At 41.5% G+C, this 21,377-nt stretch carries 22 protein-coding genes; 21 read left to right on the top strand and 1 reads right to left on the bottom strand.

Annotated features, from left to right (window positions below):
* The first annotated feature begins 4 nt into the window (after window positions 1-4).
* The 20 genes from spoIIIAF (at window position 5) to NSS65_RS11355 (ending at window position 18,798) form a co-directional block, all read left to right on the top strand.
* Window positions 5-637, top strand: coding sequence for a stage III sporulation protein AF (spoIIIAF, locus tag NSS65_RS11450; RefSeq protein ID WP_034280256.1), 633 nt, complete (start codon window positions 5-7; stop codon window positions 635-637).
* Window positions 630-1,301, top strand: a complete 672-nt coding sequence (gene spoIIIAG / locus NSS65_RS11445; protein WP_034280258.1) for a stage III sporulation protein AG — start codon at window positions 630-632, stop codon at window positions 1,299-1,301. Before spoIIIAF ends, spoIIIAG begins: the two co-directional genes overlap by 8 nt.
* Window positions 1,301-1,933, top strand: a complete 633-nt coding sequence (locus NSS65_RS11440) for a SpoIIIAH-like family protein (protein ID WP_034280770.1) — start codon at window positions 1,301-1,303, stop codon at window positions 1,931-1,933. Before spoIIIAG ends, NSS65_RS11440 begins: the two co-directional genes overlap by 1 nt.
* Window positions 1,934-2,127: 194 nt before the next feature.
* Complete coding sequence (gene accB, locus NSS65_RS11435) at window positions 2,128-2,610, top strand: acetyl-CoA carboxylase biotin carboxyl carrier protein (protein WP_034280261.1); 483 nt, start codon at window positions 2,128-2,130, stop codon at window positions 2,608-2,610.
* A gap of 11 nt (window positions 2,611-2,621) precedes the next feature.
* Window positions 2,622-3,971, top strand: a complete 1,350-nt coding sequence (gene accC / locus NSS65_RS11430; protein ID WP_024422945.1) for an acetyl-CoA carboxylase biotin carboxylase subunit — start codon at window positions 2,622-2,624, stop codon at window positions 3,969-3,971.
* Window positions 3,972-3,996: 25 nt separating this feature from the next.
* A complete protein-coding gene (locus NSS65_RS11425; RefSeq protein WP_034280262.1) occupies window positions 3,997-4,404 on the top strand; it encodes an Asp23/Gls24 family envelope stress response protein in 408 nt (135 codons plus the stop codon).
* A gap of 210 nt (window positions 4,405-4,614) precedes the next feature.
* Window positions 4,615-5,010, top strand: coding sequence for a transcription antitermination factor NusB (gene nusB / locus NSS65_RS11420; RefSeq protein WP_012010530.1), 396 nt, complete (start codon window positions 4,615-4,617; stop codon window positions 5,008-5,010).
* 11 nt (window positions 5,011-5,021) lie between these two features.
* A complete protein-coding gene (gene folD / locus NSS65_RS11415) occupies window positions 5,022-5,873 on the top strand; it encodes a bifunctional methylenetetrahydrofolate dehydrogenase/methenyltetrahydrofolate cyclohydrolase FolD (protein ID WP_024422943.1) in 852 nt (283 codons plus the stop codon).
* A gap of 70 nt (window positions 5,874-5,943) precedes the next feature.
* Entirely contained in the window at window positions 5,944-7,290 is a 1,347-nt protein-coding gene (gene xseA, locus NSS65_RS11410; RefSeq protein ID WP_065214641.1) for an exodeoxyribonuclease VII large subunit, read from the top strand.
* Window positions 7,287-7,547 (top strand): exodeoxyribonuclease VII small subunit, encoded by a 261-nt coding sequence (locus tag NSS65_RS11405; RefSeq protein WP_003215880.1) that lies wholly within the window; start codon window positions 7,287-7,289, stop codon window positions 7,545-7,547. The genes xseA and NSS65_RS11405 overlap by 4 nt, the downstream gene beginning before the upstream one ends.
* A complete protein-coding gene (locus NSS65_RS11400; RefSeq protein WP_041117947.1) occupies window positions 7,537-8,427 on the top strand; it encodes a polyprenyl synthetase family protein in 891 nt (296 codons plus the stop codon). Before NSS65_RS11405 ends, NSS65_RS11400 begins: the two co-directional genes overlap by 11 nt.
* A 150-nt stretch (window positions 8,428-8,577) precedes the next feature.
* The gene (gene dxs, locus NSS65_RS11395; RefSeq protein ID WP_034280265.1) at window positions 8,578-10,479 is read left to right on the top strand and encodes a 1-deoxy-D-xylulose-5-phosphate synthase; all 1,902 of its coding nucleotides are present in this window, start codon (window positions 8,578-8,580) and stop codon (window positions 10,477-10,479) included.
* The gene (locus tag NSS65_RS11390) at window positions 10,476-11,330 is read left to right on the top strand and encodes a TlyA family RNA methyltransferase (protein ID WP_034280266.1); all 855 of its coding nucleotides are present in this window, start codon (window positions 10,476-10,478) and stop codon (window positions 11,328-11,330) included. Before dxs ends, NSS65_RS11390 begins: the two co-directional genes overlap by 4 nt.
* Before the next feature lie 163 nt (window positions 11,331-11,493).
* Window positions 11,494-11,943: a transcriptional regulator ArgR gene (gene argR, locus NSS65_RS11385; RefSeq protein WP_024422938.1), complete on the top strand. Its 450-nt coding sequence runs from the start codon at window positions 11,494-11,496 to the stop codon at window positions 11,941-11,943.
* A gap of 33 nt (window positions 11,944-11,976) precedes the next feature.
* Window positions 11,977-13,710, top strand: coding sequence for a DNA repair protein RecN (recN, locus tag NSS65_RS11380; protein WP_111926471.1), 1,734 nt, complete (start codon window positions 11,977-11,979; stop codon window positions 13,708-13,710).
* 199 nt (window positions 13,711-13,909) lie between these two features.
* Window positions 13,910-15,187, top strand: a complete 1,278-nt coding sequence (gene spoIVB / locus NSS65_RS11375; RefSeq protein ID WP_034280268.1) for a SpoIVB peptidase — start codon at window positions 13,910-13,912, stop codon at window positions 15,185-15,187.
* Between the two features lie 285 nt (window positions 15,188-15,472).
* Complete coding sequence (gene spo0A, locus NSS65_RS11370; RefSeq protein ID WP_024422935.1) at window positions 15,473-16,276, top strand: sporulation transcription factor Spo0A; 804 nt, start codon at window positions 15,473-15,475, stop codon at window positions 16,274-16,276.
* 271 nt (window positions 16,277-16,547) lie between these two features.
* Entirely contained in the window at window positions 16,548-16,745 is a 198-nt protein-coding gene (locus tag NSS65_RS11365) for a hypothetical protein (protein ID WP_024422934.1), read from the top strand.
* Entirely contained in the window at window positions 16,733-17,833 is a 1,101-nt protein-coding gene (locus NSS65_RS11360) for a Rap family tetratricopeptide repeat protein (RefSeq protein WP_024422933.1), read from the top strand. Before NSS65_RS11365 ends, NSS65_RS11360 begins: the two co-directional genes overlap by 13 nt.
* Window positions 17,834-18,060: 227 nt before the next feature.
* Complete coding sequence (locus tag NSS65_RS11355) at window positions 18,061-18,798, top strand: glycerophosphodiester phosphodiesterase (protein ID WP_041117937.1); 738 nt, start codon at window positions 18,061-18,063, stop codon at window positions 18,796-18,798.
* Between the two features lie 36 nt (window positions 18,799-18,834).
* On the opposite strand, the gene NSS65_RS11350 is transcribed toward NSS65_RS11355, so the two are convergent.
* A complete protein-coding gene (locus NSS65_RS11350) occupies window positions 18,835-19,071 on the bottom strand; it encodes a DUF2627 domain-containing protein (RefSeq protein WP_024422931.1) in 237 nt (78 codons plus the stop codon).
* A 149-nt stretch (window positions 19,072-19,220) separates the two neighbouring features.
* Here NSS65_RS11350 and NSS65_RS11345 point away from each other — a divergent pair, with 149 nt between their 5' ends.
* Window positions 19,221-21,293, top strand: a complete 2,073-nt coding sequence (locus NSS65_RS11345; protein ID WP_034280272.1) for a sigma-54-dependent Fis family transcriptional regulator — start codon at window positions 19,221-19,223, stop codon at window positions 21,291-21,293.
* Window positions 21,294-21,377: the final 84 nt, after the last annotated feature.

Below are 21,377 nucleotides of genomic sequence, written 5' to 3'. Positions count from 1 at the left end.
CCTTTTGAGTTTTCTCACGGAATGGATCACAAGTATTATTCTCTTTATCTTATTTGCGATTGTTATTGATCTTCTGCTTCCCAATTCGAGCATGCAAAAGTATGCAAAAATGGTCGTCAGCCTGCTGCTCATCGTGGTCATGCTTAATCCGATTTTTGCTTTATTTCGAGCGGATCCTGACCAAATTTTTTCAGAATTGATGAAAGGGAAGGAAGAAGCGCAGTCAGAAGAAATAAAAAATCAGATGAATTTAGAAAAAAAAGAAATACAAGCCTCTCAGCGTGCATATATTTTAAAGCAAATGGCTGTCCAACTAGAAAAAAGCGCAAAGGAGCCACTGGAGAAGGAGAGCTATGAAATGAAACACGTAGAAGTGCTGGCTGATGAGGAGCATCTGGATCAGAATATGGAGGCGGATCAATTTCGCATCAAAGCAGTTCTTTCCCCGCTCACAGGTGATGCTGTAGAAACGGTGGCAAAGGTGGACATTGATCTCTCCAAGCAAAAGGAGGAAAGCGCTGGATCTTCTAGCAAAGAGATCACGAGGGTGAAAGAGACACTTGCTGATGTTTGGAATACGAGTCCTGAGCACATCGCGCTGAACATTGAGGGAGGTGACGCAGCAGATCATGAATAACAAGGACTGGAAACAAAAGCTGAAATCATTCTTCCAGCCGCCTGAAAAAGGTGAAGGGAAACCCAAATTAACGAAGCACCATTACTTGCTGCTTGTATTCATTATCGGCGTATCTTTCATGTTAGTCAGTCAGATCTTGTCACCGCCATCAAGCAAACAACAAGCTGCGGTTCCTGCTTCTAAAAAAACATCCTCAGAAGAGCAAGAGGTATTCAAACCGGCGTCCTCAGGTAAACCAAAGAATTCAATTGAGGACGTGGAGAGAGAATACGAAAATCAGCTGAAAGAAATTTTAGAGACCATCATCGGCGTTGAGGATGTATCAATCGTGGTCAATGTAGATGCAACGTCTTTAAAAGTGTTTGAAAAAAACAAATCCAATAAAAGTACAACGACCGAGGAAACAGATAAAGAAGGCGGCGTGCGAAGTGTCACCGATCAAACAAAGGAAGAAGAAGTCGTCATCATTAAAAATGGCAATGAAGAAACACCAGTCGTTGTTCAAACGAAAAAACCAGAAATCCGAGGTGTCCTCGTTGTTGCTCAAGGAGTAGACAACGTTCAAATAAAGAAAACCATCATTGAAGCGGTTACACGAGTGCTTGATGTACCGAGCCATAGAGTGGCTGTTGCCCCTAAAAAAATCAAGGAGGATTCGGAATGATGTTAAAAAAACAAACGGTTTGGCTATTAACGATGCTAAGTTTAGTTGTCGTATTAAGTGTGTACTATATCATGTCTCCACAGGGTGAAAATGCAGTGACAGTAGAAGATACGAAATCAAAAGGCACTGAAGAGAAAAAGGTTGAAACAGAAAAAGGGACGGATAAAGGAACGGAAAAAGGTGCTGATAAGAAATCCACTGACAAAGAAACAAACGGCAAACAAGAGGATATCGAAACAAGCGGTGAAGAAGGAAAGGCTGTGTCAGAGCAAACAGACGATGAGCTTTTTACAACATACAGACTAGAGCTTGAAGATAAACGAAGCAAGCAGCGCGAAGAATACAACGAAATTGTCTCCAGTGACGATGCAACAGCCCAAGAAAAAAGTGAAGCATACGATCAAATGACAGCGCTCAGTGAAGCAGAAGGAACTGAGCGTCAGCTTGAGACCTTGATCAAAACAAAAGGCTATAAAGACGCGCTCGTAAGTGCTGAAGGAGATAAAGTGAGTATCACGGTTCGTTCTGATAAAAAATCAAAATCTCAAGCGGCCGATATTATTGATATGGTCACAAAAGAAATGAGAGGTCTTGATAACGTAGCTGTCACTTTTGAGCCCACTAATCAATAAAAAAGAACTGGCGCCCTTTGCGGAAAAGGGCGTTTTTTGATGCGGCTTGACGCCCTCTCCAAGGTGCTTACGCGAGGCGCTTCGCCACAATAGTAGTTGAATTCATCGAAATCCTCCTGTAAGATGGTTATAGTATGTACTTTTAGTACTAGCCTATAATAAAAAGATAAATCCATACATAGGGGTGCAAATCCATGTTAAAAATCGAAGAAATTCATGAACTGATTAAATTAATTGACGACTCTACTATCGATGAGTTTACGTACGAAAACGAAGGTGCAAAAATCAAACTGAAGAAAAATAAAGAAGTCGTTCAGCAAGTTGCGGCACAAGCACCAGTGGCTCCTGTCCAAGCAGCTCCAGCTCAACAAGCTCCTACAGCACAAGCTCCAGCTCAGACCGAAGCCCCTGCACAAGAGGCAGCTGCGTCTGAAAATCTGCATAAAATCACATCCCCAATGGTTGGCACATTTTATGCTTCCTCTTCACCAGAAGCAGATCCATACGTGACAACAGGTTCCAAGGTGAAGGAAAACACTGTTGTATGTATCGTGGAAGCGATGAAACTGTTTAATGAAATCGAAGCAGAAGTAAAAGGTGAAATCGTCGAAGTATTAGCTGAAAACGGTCAGCTTGTAGAATTCGGACAACCCCTCTTTCTAGTGAAAGCAGAGTAAGGAGTACGATCATGATTAAAAAGCTATTAATTGCAAACAGAGGAGAAATCGCAGTTAGAATTATCCGCGCTTGTAAAGAGCTTGGAATTGAAACTGTTGCGGTATTTTCTGAAGCGGATCGTGATGCGCTGCATGTACAAATGGCTGATGAAGCATATTGCATCGGACCGACTGCTTCTAAAGATAGTTATTTAAATGTCACAAATATTGTCAGCGTAGCAAAATTAACAGGAACAGATGCCATCCATCCAGGATACGGCTTTTTAGCAGAAAATGCAGACTTTGCAGAGCTTTGCGAGGAATGTAATGTGATCTTTGTTGGACCAACTGCGTCAGCGATTTCCAAAATGGGAACGAAAGATGTCGCGCGAGAAACAATGAAGAATGCAGGCGTTCCGATCGTCCCTGGTTCTCAAGGAATTGTAAAAGATCTTGATGATGCTGTTTCAACAGCAGCTAGTATTGGGTATCCTGTGATTATTAAAGCAACTGCAGGCGGAGGCGGTAAAGGAATCCGCGTGGCTCGTACAGAAGAAGAGCTTATTAACGGAGTCACCATCACGCAGCAGGAAGCGGCGCAAAACTTTGGGAACCCTGGTGTCTATTTAGAAAAGTTCATTGAAGACTTTAGACATGTGGAAATTCAAGTGCTTGCAGATCAGCATGGCAACACGATTCATTTAGGAGAGCGTGATTGCTCGATCCAAAGAAGAATGCAAAAGCTTCTTGAAGAAACGCCATCACCAGCACTAAATGCAGACATCCGTGAGCAAATGGGTGAAGCAGCCGTAAAAGCAGCAGAAGCTGTTGAATATACAGGTGCTGGAACAGTCGAATTCATTTATGATTATAATGAAGAGAAGTTCTACTTCATGGAAATGAATACTCGTATTCAAGTAGAGCATCCTGTGACAGAAATGGTCACAGGTGTAGACTTGATCAAAGAACAGATCAAGGTTGCATCAGGTGAGAAGCTTTCACTTACACAAGAGGATGTCGTATATGAAGGCTGGGCGATCGAATGCCGCATCAATGCAGAGAACCCAGAGAAAAACTTCATGCCTTCAGCTGGTGAAATTAAAATGTATCTTCCGCCAGGCGGTTTAGGTGTACGAGTTGATTCTGCCGCTTATCCGGGCTATGTGATTCCGCCATATTATGACAGCATGATTGCCAAAGTGATCACATATGGTAAGACAAGAGAAGAAGCGATTGCAAAAATGAAACGTGCGCTTCAAGAATTCGTCATTGAAGGAGTCTACACAACGATTCCATTCCACCTTAGATTGCTCGAGCATGAAACATTTGTGAGCGGTAACTTTAATACGAAGTTTTTAGAAACATACCAAATCATGAAATAATCACAGCTTTCGGAGGTGAATGATCGTGTCAGAAAACAATTTGCTTGAAATGAACCTTGATGAAGATCAATTGGGAAAAGTGCAAATTGCACCAGAAGTGATTGAAGTCATTGCTGGGATCGCCGCTTCAGAAGTCGAAGGCATTGCCGAAATGCGCGGCAATTTCGCTGCTGATGTAGCAGAACGCTTTGGTAAGAAAAATCACCGTAAAGGTGTAAAAGTTGATGTCTCTGATGAAGGCATCACAATCGATGTGTATTGTGTGGTTGAATTTGGCCTATCCATTCCAAAGGTATCCACTGCTGTACAAGAAAATATCCGTCAAACCCTTTTGAACATGACTGCCTTAACAATTAATGAAATTAACATTCATGTCGTTGGCATTCAATTTGATACAAAAGCACCTGAGGCTGAAGTAGATCAAGAAATGTAAAAAAGGGTTCAAGTAAAACCAAGGAGGCATTGCCTCTTTGGTTTTTTAAAGCCCATTTTTGAGTAATTTCCGAATATTGATAACGTCACACGTTGATTGATTCGTTTTTCGTCACAGCTCGCATGGATCTTGGTGCGACCACGGTCAAAATATGTTATGATCTCTGTATGGCTTAACGACAAGCGGATAAAGTGGTTAAAGGAGTAAATAATGAAAAGAAGAACTGCAAGAGAAAAGGCGCTACAAACATTATTTCAAATTGATGTGAGCAATATTGATCCGAAAGAGGCCATTACACATGCGCTGGATGAACAAGAATCAGATCCTTTTTTCGAGGAACTGGTTTTCGGTGTGCTTGAACAAAAGGACAAGCTTGATGACATGATCTCACAGCATCTAGTGAATTGGAAACTCGACCGTATTGCAAACGTAGACAGAGCCATTTTAAGGCTGTCTGTGTACGAGATGGTGTATCAAGAAGACATCCCAGTTAGTGTCTCAATGAATGAAGCGATTGAACTCGCCAAATTATTCGGCGATGATAAAGCACCGAAATTTGTAAATGGTGTACTTTCGAACATTAAAAACGACCTAAAGCAGCAATAGGAGGATTCGACATGACAGCAACAATCATCGATGGGAAAGAAACAGCAAAAGAAAAACGTGAACAATTAGCAAAAGAAGTAGAAGAGCTAAAACAAAAAGGAGTCACACCTGGTCTTGCCGTTATTCTAATCGGTGATGATCCGGCCTCACTTTCTTACGTACGCGGGAAGAAAAAAGCAGCAGAAGCAATGGGCATGCACTTTCAGCTTGATCATTTAGATGCTTCTTTAACAGAAGAAGAATTGCTTCAACTGATTGATCAGTACAATGCGAACGATCAATTCCACGGGATTCTTGTTCAACTTCCACTGCCAAAACATATTTCTGAAAAAGCCGTCATTGAACGTATTTCACCTGAGAAAGATGTAGATGGTTTCCATCCATTAAATATCGGGAAAATGCTGCTTGGAGAAGATACATTCCTACCTTGTACACCAGCAGGCATTGTTGAATTACTGAACAAAACGGGTGTCAGTCTTTCTGGAAAAGAAGTGGTTGTTGTAGGGCGCAGCAATATTGTCGGCAAACCAGTTGGACAATTGCTGTTAAATGAAAATGCAACGGTTACTTACTGCCATTCAAGAACGGCGAATATTTCAGAACATACGTTAAAAGCGGACATTTTAGTTGTTGCCGTCGGTCGAGCAAACTTTATTAAAGCTGACCAAATCAAAGAAGGCGCAATTGTCATCGATGTAGGAGTCAATCGTTTAGATACTGGGAAGCTTGTTGGGGATGTTGATTTTGAAGAAGCGAAAGAAAAAGCTTCTTATATCACACCAGTCCCTGGCGGAGTCGGTCCAATGACGATTACCATGCTTGCACACAATACGGTTAAATCAGCAAAACGTACATTAGCATAAGCTTTATCCATTCATCCACCTGCATGCTGCCGGTGGATGAATGTGCGTTTTTGAAGAGGAGGAATACGTCATGAGTGAAAAAGCCTTTGTGACGGTCACAGCCCTTACAAAATACATAAAAAGAAAATTTGATGTTGATCCGCATTTAGAAGATATTTGGATCAAAGGTGAGTTATCCAATGTGAAGATTCATTCAAGAGGTCATGTGTACTTCACCTTAAAAGACGAAAACGCACGCATGCAAGCTGTCATGTTTCAGCGTTCCGCAGCAAAGCTGCCTTTTTCACCAAAGAGCGGAATGAAAGTATTTGTACGCGGCGGGATTCAAGTCTATGAACCAAGCGGCAACTATCAATTATATGCAAAAGAAATGCAGCCTGATGGTGTTGGTGCTCTTCATCTCGCTTATGAAGAGCTGAAGAAAAAGCTGGCAAGTGAAGGCTTATTTGATGCGCGCTATAAAAAATCAATTCCTGAATATCCAGAGGTTGTTGGTGTCATTACATCACCAACAGGAGCGGCTGTTCGAGATGTCATCACAACGATTAACCGGCGCTATCAGCAGGCGAAAATCATTGTGCTTCCGGCGCTTGTTCAAGGTGAAAATGCCATTCGTTCAATCGTAGAGCGGATCAAGGAAGCAAATGAAAAACAGCTCTGTGATGTCTTGATTGTCGGAAGAGGAGGCGGTTCGATCGAAGAACTTTGGGCCTTTAATGAAGAAGCTGTCGCAAGAGCGATCTTCGCATCAGACATTCCAATCATTTCTGCAGTAGGGCACGAAACGGACTTTACGATCAGTGATTTCACTGCAGACATGAGAGCACCCACACCAACAGGAGCAGCCGAGCTCGCTGTTCCAAGCACAGCCGATTTAATAGAACGAATCAAATCCATCGATATTCGGCTTACAAGGGCCGTAAAGAATCGAACTTCACAAGCGAAAGACCGTCTTGTGGCGCTGCAATCCTCTTATGCCTTCCGTTTTCCAAAACGTTTGCAGGAGCAAAAAGAGCAGCAATTCGATTTGGTATTTGACCGTTTTCAAAAACAGCTGACGAGACAAATTGAACAAAAACGCAGTCAACTAGACCGCCAGACATACAGGCTGAAGCCGCTTCATCCAAAAGAGCAGCTGCTTCAGGCGAAAAAACGCCACGCCAATGAAACAGAACAGCTCATCCGCAGCATGAATGTGCAAATGAAAACAATTCATTCGCAGTTCCAATCTGTTCTTGGTAAACTAAATGCATTAAATCCACTTCAAGTGATGGAAAGAGGCTATAGTTTAGCTTATAAAGACGATGAACTGATTAAAAGTGTAAACCAAGTCGATACGAAAGATCAGCTGGCTATCACCATGAAGGATGGACGTCTGATTTGTGAGGTTATTGAGAAGGAGGGGCAATCATCATGACAGAATCAAATAAACAAAAAGAAGAACAAATGACATTTGAAGAAGCGATGAAAGGTCTTGAGGAGATCGTTGGAAAGCTCGAAGAAGGAGATGTACCACTTGAGCAAGCCATTCATTATTTTCAAGAAGGCATGACACTTTCAAAGCTTTGTCATGAAAAATTACAGCACGTTGAAAAGCAGATGGATTTCATTTTAAAAGAGGACGGTGAGCTGGCTCCTTTCTCGGTGAAGGAGGCAGATGCTGGTGACAAGTAATTTGCAGGATTTTTTAACAACACGAAAACAGGCCATTGAAGAGTATTTATTTACATATGTTCAGGAATTGAAGATTCCAGAAGACTTAAAATCTTCGATGCTTTACTCTCTTAAAGCTGGAGGGAAAAGACTTCGCCCTGTTCTCGTTCTTGCTTTATTACATGCTTACGGAAAAAACGAAGAAGATGGCATACCGGTTGGCTGTGCTGTAGAAATGATTCATACGTATTCATTGATACATGACGACCTTCCTTGCATGGACGATGATGACCTTCGCAGAGGAAAGCCGACCAACCATAAAGTATACGGGGAAGCAACCGCGGTTCTCGCTGGTGATGCACTTTTAACGGAAAGCTTTCGCCTGATTACATCGCAGCTATCTAGCAGCGTCTCTCCTGACCAAAAGCTCAGAATCGTAGATGAGCTTGTGCGGTCAGCAGGTGCACTAGGAATGGTAGGCGGTCAATTTGATGACATGGAAGCAGAGCAAAAACAAGTCCCGCTTGCTGAACTAGAATCCATTCATGCCCGGAAAACAGGAAAGCTTCTCACATTCAGCGTCACAGCAGGTGCAATGCTGGCAGGAGCATCAGATGACGATATCGAAAAACTAAGAGAGTTCAGCTATCATATTGGCATTGCTTTTCAAATCCGTGATGACATTTTAGACCTCGAAGGTAGCGAAGAAAAAATAGGAAAACGGGTCGGCTCTGATACAGCGAATGAAAAGTCGACATATCCTTCTTTATTAACGCTTTCAGGAGCAAAAGAAAAGCTGCACGAGCACATCACACGTGCAAAAGAAATTGTCTCAAATCTTGAATTAGAGCAGCAATTGCTGCATGAGTTATGTGATCTGATCGCCTCAAGAGATCATTAAAAACAGCCTAGATTTGAGGGTCTTCGAGCAATTGTGGTAAACTGTAAACAGTTTATCATGATGAGACAACTCTTATTCCCGCTTGGTTTTCATAGGAATAAGGCATTATATATGTAGATAGAAATTTTGTTGAAAGCGAGTTGATCCTGATTGGATCTTTTATCAATAAAAAATCCAACGTTTCTAAAAGGAATGTCAAATGCAGAATTAGAGGAGCTTAGTGCTGACATTCGCATGTTTTTAATTGAGTCCTTGGCTAACTCTGGCGGGCATATCGGTCCGAACCTGGGTGTCGTTGAACTCACGGTTGCCCTTCATAAAGTATTTGACAGCCCGAAAGACAAATTCCTTTGGGATGTTGGACATCAGTCTTATGTTCACAAGCTGTTAACTGGAAGAGGGGCGGAGTTTGATACACTTCGTCAATATAAAGGACTTTGCGGTTTTCCTAAACGAAATGAAAGTGAGCATGATGTTTGGGAAACAGGCCACAGCTCAACGTCATTGTCTGGCGCGATGGGGATGGCGGCGGCGCGGGATATTAAAGGGACAGATGAATATATCCTGCCGATTATCGGAGACGGTGCATTAACCGGAGGTATGGCGCTTGAAGCTCTGAATCATATCGGTGATGAAAAGAAAGATATGATCGTCATCTTAAACGATAATGAAATGAGTATTGCACCAAACGTCGGTGCAATTCACACCATGCTTGGCAGACTGCGCACAGCAGGCAAGTACCAATGGGTAAAGGACGAGCTCGAATATTTATTCAAGCGGATCCCAGCTGTAGGCGGAAAGCTTGCTGCTACAGCAGAGCGTATTAAAGACAGCCTCAAGTATTTACTAGTGTCTGGCATGTTTTTTGAGGAAATGGGATTCACATACTTAGGTCCTGTTGATGGACATTCTTATGAAGATCTTTTTGAAAACCTTGAATATGCAAAGAAAACAAAAGGTCCTGTCCTGCTGCATGTCATCACGAAAAAAGGAAAAGGCTATCAGCCGGCAGAATCCGATAAAATTGGGACATGGCACGGCACAGGTCCATACAAAATTGATACAGGTGATTTTGTAAAACCAGCAGCAGCTGCACCGTCATGGAGTGGTCTTGTCAGTGAAACAGTCAGAAAGCTGGCGCGGAAAGATGAGCGAATTGTGGCCATCACGCCTGCGATGCCTGTTGGCTCAAAACTTGAAGGCTTTGCAAAGGAATTTCCTGAGCGAATGTTTGATGTAGGGATCGCTGAGCAGCATGCAGCCACAATGGCAGCTGGGCTTGCGACGCAGGATATGAAGCCATTTTTAGCGATTTATTCAACGTTCCTGCAAAGAGCTTATGATCAAGTGCTGCATGATATTTGCCGCCAAAACCTCAATGTTTTTATCGGAATTGACCGTGCGGGTCTTGTCGGTGCTGATGGAGAAACGCATCAAGGTGTGTTTGATATTGCCTTCATGCGTCATATGCCGAATATGGTGCTCATGATGCCGAAGGATGAAAATGAAGGCCAGCACATGGTCAATACAGCCATTCAGTATGATGACGGTCCTATTGCCATGCGTTTCCCGCGCGGAAATGGGCTTGGTGTGAAAATGGATGAACAGCTCAAAACCATTCCGATTGGATCTTGGGAGGTTCTTCGCCCAGGGAAGGATGCCGTCATCTTAACATTCGGTACGACGATTAAAATGGCGCTGCAAGCAGCTGAGGAACTTCAAAAAGAAGGGAAATCAATTCGTGTCGTCAACGCTCGGTTTATTAAGCCGCTTGATGAAGCGATGCTAAACGACATTCTTTCTGAAGGGATTCCGATTTTAACGATTGAAGAAGCTGTGCTCCAAGGCGGGTTTGGCAGCAGCGTATTAGAATATCTACACGACAAGAAAGCATCACATATCAAAGTAGAACGAATGGGTATCCCAGATCAATTTATTGAGCATGGAAGTGTTGATGCCCTGCTTGAAGAAATTGGACTGACGAAAGCACATGTTGCTGAGACTTTACGTGACCTGCTTCCAGCAGCACCAAGAAAAGGAATTGGATCATGACATCAAAGAAAGAACGACTTGACGTTTTATTAGTCGAACAAGGACTAATGGAAACAAGAGAGAAAGCAAAGCGTGCCATCATGGCAGGGATCGTTTACTCAAATGAAAACCGTTTGGATAAACCAGGAGAGAAAATTGCTCGTGATACGCCGCTTACAGTGAAGGGGAACCCTCTCAAATACGTAAGCCGCGGCGGGTTAAAACTTGAAAAAGCGCTAAAAGAATTTGATCTGACAGTTGAAGGGAAATTGCTGATTGATATTGGCTCATCAACAGGCGGATTTACAGATTGTGCTCTTCAAAATGGAGCAGTCAAATCATATGCTGTAGACGTTGGCTACAATCAGCTTGCGTGGAAATTAAGGCAGGATGACAGGGTCATCGTCATGGAGCGCACCAATTTCCGCCATTCCGTCCCAGCTGATTTTACTGAAGGGTTGCCAGAAGTGGCATCGATTGATGTATCTTTTATCTCACTCAAACTCATTCTGCCGGCTTTAAAGCATATTCTTGTGCCGGGTGGTGACTGTATTGCGCTCGTCAAGCCTCAATTTGAAGCAGGCAGAGAGCTTGTTGGGAAAAAAGGCATCGTGCGTGAGCCCTCTGTCCACCTTGGTGTACTAGAAGAGATGAATCAATTTGCTGCAAAAGAAGGTTATGATGTAAAGGATGTATCATTTTCGCCTATCACTGGTGGAGATGGAAATATTGAATTTCTGCTTCATTTAGTGCTTCATCCTGATCAAGAAGAAAATGCGGCACTTCCTGCTTCACAACTTGAGAAGGTCGTGAAGGAAGCCCATTCTGTATTGAAAGAAAAGAAAAACAGCCCTGAGCCGGCTGACACATGAAATCATTGAAACAAAAGGAATAATAGCTCGCTATTATTCCTTTTTACATGGTCAAAAGACAAGAATTGGCCGTATCTCACGTAATGCTTGTTTTTTGAACTGTGCATCATATAACATAGAACGTAAAGACAAACTGAGAATGAAACGCCTAGGGGGGTCAAATATGAATAAAGGTCAAAGGCATATTAAAATTAGAGAAATCATTGCAAGCCAAGAAATCGAAACACAAGATGAATTGGTCGATATTTTGAAAGCCGATGGATATAACATCACACAAGCGACCGTTTCTAGAGATATTAAAGAATTACATTTAGTGAAAGTTCCGACGAACAATGGAACATATAAATACAGTCTTCCTGCGGATCAGCGGTTTAATCCGCTGTCAAAGCTGAAGCGGTCCCTAATGGATGCTTTTATTAAAATGGATGCTGCCAGTCATTTAATTGTTCTTAAAACAATGCCGGGTAATGCTCAGGCGATTGGTGCTTTAATGGATAATTTAGATTGGGAAGAAATTATGGGAACGATTTGCGGGGATGATACCATTTTAATCATTTGCCGCACCCCAGATGATACAGAGACAGTTTCGAGCAAAATTTTAGAGCTTCTATAAAGAATCAGGTTTATTAAAAGAGGTGTCAAATGAGTGTTAGCAGAACTAACCATTAAAAACTTTGCAATCATTGAAGAGTTAACGGTTTCATTTGAAAAAGGACTAACGGTTCTAACGGGGGAAACAGGTGCCGGAAAATCCATCATGATTGACGCTGTCTCACTTCTCGTGGGAGGAAGAGGTTCCTCTGAATTTGTCCGCTACGGTGAAAAAAAAGCAGAGCTGGAAGGGCTTTTTCTTGTACCAGCCGATCATCCTGTATTTGCTCTATGCGAAGAGCAGGGAATTGACGCATCAGATGAAATGATGATCCTCCGCCGTGATATTAACAACAGCGGGAAAAGCATTTGCCGGATTAATGGAAAGCTTGTCACCATCTCACTTTTACGGGAAGTAGGACGGCTTTTGCTTGATATACATGGACAGCACGATAACCAGCTGCTCATGGAAGATGAAAATCATCTGCATTTGCTCGATCAATTTGGAGCAGAAGAAATTGCACCGGCTCTCTTGCAGTATCAAGAAGCATATGATCAATATATGAAGACGGCTCAAAAGCTCAGGCAGCTGTCTGAGAATGAGCAGGAAATGGTGCACCGCTTAGATTTACTGCAATTTCAGCTAGAGGAGATTGAGGCGGCACAATTAGAGCTGGGGGAAGATGAGAGGCTTCAGGAAGAGCGACATCAAATCAGCAACTACGAAAAAATCTATTCTTCACTCCAAAACGCGTACAACGCTTTGCGTAATGAGCAAGGAGGACTAGATTGGGTTGGTATGTCCTCAAGCGAACTTGAGCAGGTGTCTGAAATCAACGATGATTTGAAAAAGTTATCTGAACAAGTGTCGAACTCCTACTACTTATTAGAGGATTCAACTTTCCAAATGCGAAGCATGCTGGATCAATTAGAATTTGATCCGGCTCGTCTTGATTTTATTGAGTCCAGGCTGAATGAAATGAAGCAGTTAAAACGAAAATACGGCACAACCGTTGAGGAAATTTTGGAGTATGCGGCGAAGATTGAAGAAGAAATAGATCAAATCCAAAATCGAGACAGCCATCTGCAGACGCTCAAAAATAAATTAGATGCGATGAGCCGTGATGCTCTGCTGGAAGCACTTAACGTTTCGGAGCTGCGTAAAAAATGGGCCAAAAAGCTAGCAAAGCAAATTCAAACAGAGCTCAAGGATTTGTATATGGAGAAGTCATCATTTGACACAGCTTTTTCTGTTCGATATGCGCCATTTGGCAGCACTGATTGTCCGCTATTAGACGGAAAACCTGTCCAGCTCAGGAAAAATGGAATCGACCAAGCACAATTTGTCATTTCTACAAATACAGGCGAACCGATGAAATCTTTATCGAAAGTAGCCTCAGGTGGAGAAATTTCACGTGTCATGCTCGCTGTGAAGAGTATTTTCTCAGCTAAACAAGACGTCACATCCATTATTTTCGATGAAGTTGATACAGGTGTCAGCGGCAGAGTGGCACAAGCCATTGCTGAGAAAATTTACAAAGTTGCGTCTGGATCACAAGTGCTCTGTATTACACACCTGCCTCAAGTAGCCGCAATGGCTGACACGCATCTCTTCATTTCTAAACGCTCGAAAGCGGGCAGAACACTGACGAGTGTCAAACCATTAAGTCATGAAGAAAAAGTGAGTGAAATTGGCCGGATGATTGCCGGTGTGGAAGTGACTGAGCTGACAAAACAGCACGCAAAAGAACTATTGCACCAAGCAAATGATGTCAAAACAACAGGGTAGCTGAATCATCAGCTGCCTTTTTTTATGTTGTGTAAAAGCCGGCGTATATACCCATAAAATCGTCTTTTTCTTTTATCAATTTATCCAATCATTTTCTAAAGCTGCCGGTTATAAATCCTCTCGAAGAAGGCAAAAGTAAAGATGTAGCCAAAACATGAGTGTTCTGGTGTGGGTAAGGAGCGAGGAGAGTGAAAAATGAATGCCCGAAAAGATGAGAAAAGCCATTGGTGTGATTCTCCTTGTTTCTTTAATAAGTACAGGGTTTATGAGCATAGTGAAGGAGTACATCAGCATTCCAACAAATGTTGCTGTATTTGAAAAACAAAAGCACTCAATTGACACATCGATTGAAGCGTCAGCCAATGCTTCTTCACCAGCCTTTAGCCTTTCAGAGAAAAAGAATCAGCTGGATATTACAGGACAAAAGGCGGGAAAAGCCGAAATTGTTTATGATTTTAAAGGATTTCCTATTAAGAAAACAAAAGTTGACGTTCTCCCTGAATTAAAAGTCATTCCTGGAGGACAATCCATTGGCGTCAAGCTCCACTCTGTAGGAGTTCTCGTTGTAGGTTTTCATCAAATCACAACAGCAGACGGCAAAAAATCACCAGGTGAAGCCGCAGGCATTCAATCAGGGGATATGATCATTGAAATCAATGGTCAAAAAATGGAGAAAATGAATGACCTCACCCCATTTATTCAGAAAGCAGGGAAAACGGGTGAAACGCTTCGTTTGCTCATAAAGAGAGATCATAAAACCTTTCAAACAACATTAACACCCGCAAAAGATGCTAGTGAAGGCATCTATCGAATTGGTCTTTACATTCGTGATTCTGCAGCAGGAATCGGCACGATGACCTTTTTTGAACCTTCATCTAAAAAATATGGTGCCCTTGGGCATGTGATTTCTGACATGGATACAAAAAAACCAATTGTTGTCGACAATGGTGAAATTGTTAGATCAACCGTGACATCGATTGAAAAAGGCACAGGAGGCAATCCTGGAGAAAAATTGGCGAGATTCTCTTCCGAAAGAAAAACAATAGGAGATATCTCCCGCAACAGCCCTTTTGGTATCTTTGGTACGTTAACCGAAAAGCTTGAAAATCATGTAGCAGATAAACCACTTCCAGTCGCTTTATCTAATGAAGTAAAAGAAGGCCCAGCAGAAATTTTAACCGTTGTGGATCATGATAAAGTGGAGAAGTTTAATATTAAAATTGTCAGCACAACACCGCAGAAATTCCCAGCAACTAAAGGAATGGTATTAAAGGTAACAGATGAGCGGCTCTTAAGCAAAACGGGCGGAATCGTCCAAGGAATGAGCGGAAGCCCCATCATCCAAAATGGCAAAGTCATTGGAGCTGTCACACACGTATTCGTCAATGATCCGACTAGCGGGTACGGCGTACACATTGAATGGATGCTGTCAGAAGCAGGAATCGACCTTTATCAAAAAAACAAAAAAGCAAGCTGATCATCAAACTGCCGCGAATTTTCCGGCAGTTTTTTTCTACCCTTTCTTTCTCTTCCATCATGTTATAAAATAAGGAAAAAGAGATTTTTCGACAAAATGGAAAAAAGCTTGTTGTCAAATTGCAATAATCGTCGATTCGTTAAGAAAAACGTAGAAAAAGCTAGATAATGCTCTATTATTCGGAAAATTAAAGTTTTTTAAAGGGGATAGCATGGTTTTGTCGAATTGAACACTCAGAAGAGAAATGCAAAAGACTAAAGGAATCGACATTGGGGAGGAAAGAACGTGGAGAAAATTAAAGTGTGTGTAGCTGATGACAATCGAGAGCTTGTTGGCCTTTTGACAGAGTACATTGAGGGACAGGAAGATATGGAAGTACTTGGCGTGGCGTATAATGGTCAGGAATGCCTGACATTATTTAAAGATAAAGAGCCCGACGTTCTCCTCTTAGACATTATTATGCCTCATTTAGACGGTCTTGCTGTACTAGAACGCCTCCGTGAAAACAATGAAATGACAAAACAGCCAAGTGTGATTATGCTAACGGCATTTGGACAAGAAGATGTCACGAAAAAAGCAGTTGATTTGGGCGCATCCTATTTCATTTTAAAGCCATTTGATATGGAAAACCTAGTAGGTCATATTCGTCAAGTCAGTGGAAACGGCACACAAGTTACCCATCGCTCTTCATCAATCCAAAACAGTGTTCTTCGTAACAAACCTGAACCGAAACGTAAAAACTTAGATGCGAGCATTACGACCATTATTCATGAGATTGGCGTGCCCGCTCATATTAAAGGCTATTTATACTTAAGAGAAGCGATTTCTATGGTGTACAATGACATTGAGCTTCTCGGAAGCATTACTAAAGTGTTGTACCCAGACATTGCAAAGAAATTTAACACGACTGCCAGCAGGGTAGAACGAGCGATTCGTCATGCCATTGAAGTCGCTTGGAGCAGAGGAAACATTGATTCCATTTCCTCACTCTTTGGTTATACTGTCAGCATGTCAAAAGCGAAACCAACCAATTCAGAATTTATTGCCATGGTAGCTGATCGTTTGCGATTAGAGCATAGAGCAAGCTAGTATCTTTTTCATGAAAAAACGTTTCTTCATTGAGACGTTTTTTTATTTTGAAAGATGTTGTCAAAAATTGGTTAGGTTGATAAAATCATCTTAATATTTAAATTGGACAAACGGGCTGCTTTATTTTCAGAATAAAATGAAAAATAAAGCATGAAAAAAATAAAAAAGACATAAAGTAGTGGTAATCAGCTGCGCCAATTGATCATGAAGTCTTCAAAATAGAAGAAGAAAACGCTCATTCGTAAGAAAAAGGATGAGAGGAAAAGGTCTCATGGATTTGGTAATTAAAGCAAACGAGATCGAAAGTTCTATTTCTATTGACCTGATTGGTTGGCGTTTTAAAGTCACTGGCTTCTTAGAGATTGTGCCATTTGAACTGAATATTCCCATTGTCGAATTTAATAATTTTCACATTCTTTTACTATGCTATAATAATGAAAAGAAGAGGGTGAGGTTATGGGAAAGCTGAAAATCCACTCTGCTGAGGTAGCGAACGAAATTAGCAAGTGGACGAGGGTCATTTCTCAGAATGACTTAGAAAAATCTGCTGTCTATAAAGAGAAAATTCAGAATTTGCTAAAAAATACAGATGAAGACCGTGAAGTTCTCCTTTATTATCAGCTTGTTGACGGCAGACATGAAATGTTACTTGGAAATATTGAAAAAGCCAATCAAATTATGAAAAGTGTCGGAACGCTCGATGAGAAGGCAGATGACATTATTAATTTTTATTTTTACTTTTACAAAGGCCAATATGCTGCATATGTGAAAAAGTATGATGAAGCCATTAGCTTTTACAAAATTGCAGAACAGCGGCTAAAACGTGTGAATGAAGACCTGGAAGTAGGAACTTTTCACCATAAGGTTGCTTCGATCTATTACGAACTGAAACAAAATTTCATATCCATTAATCATATTAAAAAAGCCATCGATACGTTCAAAGCGCATGAAGAATACACAGCGCAGGCGATTGACAGCTTAATTTTACATGCAAGTAATTGTATTGATTTGTTCCAATTCGATGAAGCAGAGAAAAAGTATAAAGAAGCACTTGAGAAAAGTAAGCGCATTAACAATGAAGTGCTCATTGGGAAATGCTATCACAATTTAGCGGTTCTTTATTATGCAAAGCATGATTATGAAAAAAGCGCACATTATGCCAAAAAAGGGATGGGCATTCAAATTCACCGTGACAATAGCCATTATTACATCCAATCTTTATATGTTCTGGCCAATGCCTTGGTTCATTTAGGAGATCAAGAGGCGAGGGAATATATTAAAGAGGGTATTTTGTATAGTTGTGATATCCAAAATAATGAATATATAGTAAAATTTGAAATTTTGGATTTGATGTGCGAGAATAGTGGGGCAGCAGACGTATTCTCAGAAAAATTAGACTACATAGAAAAAAATAGATTATATGTGGAGCTTGAGGATTTGTCTGAACAAATATCGAAATACTTCAAGGAACGAAATGATTATCAAAATGCCATTCGTTTTCTTGAAAAGAAATTCGATGCACAAATACTTCAAAAGAAAGTGGAGGTTATCTTATGAAAAAGTTGTTGTTAGGTGTAACCGTTGTTACAGCAGTCGCAGTTGTTTCTTCCCTTTTTGCTCTTGACGCAGAGACGACAGAGCAAGCCATCAGAGCGATTACGTGATCGAATTTATCTGTCAACCTCTTCGTATGAATCAGAAGAGGTTTTTTTATGCGCTCAAAACTGGAAAAACGAAAAAAGACACGTCATAATGAAAGGAAGTATCATATTTAGAGGTGACCTATGACGAAAATTTTTGCACACAGAGGCTTTAAAGGCATTTATCCTGAAAACACCATGATAGCTTTCGAGCATGCACTTCTTTCGGGAGCTGACGGAATTGAGCTGGATGTTCAGCTGACGAAAGACGGAAGACTTGCTGTCATTCACGATGAGAAACTGAACAGAACAACGAACATGAAAGGTTTAGTAAAAGACCATACATATGAAGAATTAAAAGCAGGAGATGCGAGTCATTCTTTCTACGAAGAAACCGGTGCTGTATCCATTCCTCTTTTAGAGGAAGTATTAGAGCTAGTGACGCAGCAATCATCACTCATCATCAATATTGAACTGAAAAACTCCATTTATCGATATCCGGGTATCGAAGAGAAAGTAAAAAAGCAAATCGAGCATTTTCAAATAGAAGATCGTGTACTTGTTTCATCGTTTCATCACGGCAGTTTAGCTCTTTTTCACAAACTGATGCCGCATGTTGAACTAGCTGTTCTGACAATGGATGTGATCCATCAGCCGGAGATGTATATAAAAACAGTACCAGCAAGAGGCTACCATCCTAATATAAAGGGTGCCGGCGTGACCAAAGAGGTGGTGTCAGCACTCCATGCCGCTCAGCAAGTGATCAGGCCGTTTACAGTAAATAGTGAAAAGCAAATGAAAAACATGTTTTCCTTAGGTGTCGATGGCATCTTCACTGATTTTCCTGATCGAGCCGTGAAAATAAGAGAAGAAATGAAATAAAGACCTGCTCTAAATCAGCGGGTCTTTTTTCACGTTTTATCTCTGCTTAAAGCGAGCAGTCACTTTATTTCGTTTACGGTCTCTATATAAAATAAAGCCAGCCACTACATAAAGACCACCCCCTAAAAATAACAACCCTGCAATTCCTTGCAGCCATAAATATGGAAATGGTGCAATGATGATGCCGAAAACAGTGTCACGCAGCAGCTTAATCCCAAGTGCTGCAAGCGCGCCAGGTATTAAAATAATCACTAGTGCAAGTATTCTCCCCATCAAATGTCCCCTTAAACGTCATTTACTTCCATTGTCTAATTCAAAAAATATTTTGTCAAGAAAGGAAAACGTGGTAATATAAGAGTTGTGCAATTTTTTGCAACGGAAAAATATGGTGTGCAATTTTTTTCATATAAAGGGGTAACGGGATGCAGAGAGTCTTGATTGTCGGTGCAGGACAAGGTGGATCAGCATTGCTTGAAACATTGCTGAAAACAAATACGATTCAAATCATTGCGATCGCCGACCTTGATCTTGAGGCACCGGGGATGGTAGAAGCGAAAAAGAATGGAATTGAGACGACAACGGATTGGAAAGAATACATAAAAGATGACATTGATATCATCATTGAAACAACAGGCAGTTCAGCAGTGCTGAAAGAACTGATTGAAAAAAAGCCAGAGCACGCAGTCATTGTTCCAAGTTCAATGGCTTACGTCATATCAGAATTAATGTCAGAAAAACAGCAGCTGATTCAAATATTAAAGGAACAAACCTATAAGCATGACCGCATTTTTAATGCAACGAATGACGGGATGATTTTTATAAACATGGATGAAGAAGTCGTCCTGTTTAATCGATCAGCGGCCAAAATGGTTGGATGCTCGCAAAAAGATGCGATTGGCCGTCATATACGAGAAGTGATCCCAAATACAAAGCTTCCCGACATTTTAAGATCGAGAGAGCCAGAATTTAATCAAAAACAATTTCTGAATCAGCAAATACAAATTGTGACAACGCGTTTGCCAATTATTGATGACGCGGGGAGAATGCTAGGTGCTTTATCCATTTTTAAAGATATTACAGATGCCGTTGAGCTTGCGGAGGAAGTGACCAATCTTAAAGAAGTACGAACGATGCTGGAGGCGATCATTCAATCGTCGGATGAAGCCATATCGGTTGTTGATGAGCAGGGAAAAGGGATCTTAATCAACCGGGCATACACGAAAATGACTGGATTAACAGATAAAGAAGTTGTGGGGAAACCAGCAGGTGCAGATATTTCTGAAGGAGAAAGCATGCATTTGAAGGTACTGGAAACAAGGAGACCAGTTCGAGGCGTCAGAATGAAAGTCGGACCGAATAAAAAAGATGTGATTGTCAACGTAGCGCCAGTCATCGTTGATGGCATTTTAAAAGGCAGTGTCGGGGTCATTCATGACGTATCAGAAATTCAATCACTCACGAATGAATTAAATAAAGCAAGGCAGCTCATCCGGACACTTGAAGCAAAGTACACTTTTGAAGACATCATTGGAGAAAGTGAGCAAATGCTTGTGGCACTTGAGCAGGCAAAGCTAGGCGCGAAAACGCCAGCCACGATTTTACTCAGGGGAGAATCAGGTACTGGAAAAGAGCTGTTTGCGCACGCCATTCACAATGAAAGTGACCGAAAATATAATCGCTTTGTACGGGTCAACTGTGCGGCCTTATCTGAGACCCTTTTAGAGTCAGAGCTTTTTGGCTATGAAGAAGGAGCGTTCTCTGGTGCAAGGCGGGGCGGGAAAAAAGGGCTGTTTGAAGAGGCAAACCAAGGCAGCATTTTTTTAGATGAAATTGGTGAAATGACGCCAAGTACACAGGCGAAACTGCTTCGTGTGATGCAGGAGAAAGAAATTGTAAGAGTAGGCGGAACAAAGGCCATACCAGTCGATGTTCGTGTGATCACGGCGACAAATGTCAATATTGAAAAAGCGATGGCGGAAGGAAAGTTCAGAGAAGATTTATATTATCGAATGAACAGATACCCGATCTCCATCCCGCCTCTAAGGCAGCGTCTTGAGGATATTGACTCGTTAAGCAAACGTCTCATCCAAAAGATCAATTTAGACTATGGACGGAACGTGAGCGGGTTAACGGAACAGGCACTCAAAAGACTGCGATCATATAAGTGGCCTGGAAACGTAAGAGAGCTTGAAAATGTACTTGGACGAGCCATGATCTTTTTGAACCCGCAAGAAGAGTGGATTGATGAAGGGCATATTTCTTTCATGGAGTCAGAAGATCAGGAAGAAAAAGAGCAGCAGGAACTGGCTGTCAGTCAATTTGAGGGAGAGACGCTTTCTGATGCTGTTGAGGCATTTGAAGCGCAGCTGATTAAACAAACCCTTGAAAAGCATCAATTCAATCGCACGAAAACAGCGAAAACGTTAGGGATCAGCATTCGGAACCTTTACTATAAAATGGATAAATATCAACTTGCAAAAGATAGCATGCAATAAAATGCATGTAACCTGCAAAAGATTGCACGAATGTCATGCAAATTGCCTCATTTTCACTGCATTTCAAACTGGCACGGAACTTGC

Origin of the sequence: Bacillus sp. FSL K6-1006, assembly GCF_038593175.1 — a bacterium.
GTDB lineage: Bacteria > Bacillota > Bacilli > Bacillales > Bacillaceae > Bacillus > Bacillus safensis.
This window is presented reverse-complemented; position numbering and strand designations above follow the sequence as displayed.

Bases quoted from the DNA above. Each gene is read 5' to 3' on its own strand.
- NSS65_RS11355 (WP_041117937.1), top strand. From the start codon at position 18,061: ATGACGAAAATTTTTGCACACAGAGGCTTTAAAGGCATTTATCCTGAA.
- accB (WP_034280261.1), top strand. From the start codon at position 2,128: ATGTTAAAAATCGAAGAAATTCATGAACTGATTAAATTAATTGACGAC.
- argR (WP_024422938.1), top strand. From the start codon at position 11,494: ATGAATAAAGGTCAAAGGCATATTAAAATTAGAGAAATCATTGCAAGC.
- xseA (WP_065214641.1), top strand. From the start codon at position 5,944: ATGAGTGAAAAAGCCTTTGTGACGGTCACAGCCCTTACAAAATACATA.
- accC (WP_024422945.1), top strand. From the start codon at position 2,622: ATGATTAAAAAGCTATTAATTGCAAACAGAGGAGAAATCGCAGTTAGA.
- NSS65_RS11440 (WP_034280770.1), top strand. From the start codon at position 1,301: ATGTTAAAAAAACAAACGGTTTGGCTATTAACGATGCTAAGTTTAGTT.
- spoIIIAG (WP_034280258.1), top strand. From the start codon at position 630: ATGAATAACAAGGACTGGAAACAAAAGCTGAAATCATTCTTCCAGCCG.
- NSS65_RS11405 (WP_003215880.1), top strand. From the start codon at position 7,287: ATGACAGAATCAAATAAACAAAAAGAAGAACAAATGACATTTGAAGAA.
- spoIVB (WP_034280268.1), top strand. From the start codon at position 13,910: ATGCCCGAAAAGATGAGAAAAGCCATTGGTGTGATTCTCCTTGTTTCT.
- NSS65_RS11360 (WP_024422933.1), top strand. From the start codon at position 16,733: ATGGGAAAGCTGAAAATCCACTCTGCTGAGGTAGCGAACGAAATTAGC.
- folD (WP_024422943.1), top strand. From the start codon at position 5,022: ATGACAGCAACAATCATCGATGGGAAAGAAACAGCAAAAGAAAAACGT.
- NSS65_RS11390 (WP_034280266.1), top strand. From the start codon at position 10,476: ATGACATCAAAGAAAGAACGACTTGACGTTTTATTAGTCGAACAAGGA.
- NSS65_RS11345 (WP_034280272.1), top strand. From the start codon at position 19,221: ATGCAGAGAGTCTTGATTGTCGGTGCAGGACAAGGTGGATCAGCATTG.
- nusB (WP_012010530.1), top strand. From the start codon at position 4,615: ATGAAAAGAAGAACTGCAAGAGAAAAGGCGCTACAAACATTATTTCAA.
- NSS65_RS11365 (WP_024422934.1), top strand. From the start codon at position 16,548: ATGGATTTGGTAATTAAAGCAAACGAGATCGAAAGTTCTATTTCTATT.
- NSS65_RS11350 (WP_024422931.1), bottom strand. From the start codon at position 19,071: ATGGGGAGAATACTTGCACTAGTGATTATTTTAATACCTGGCGCGCTT.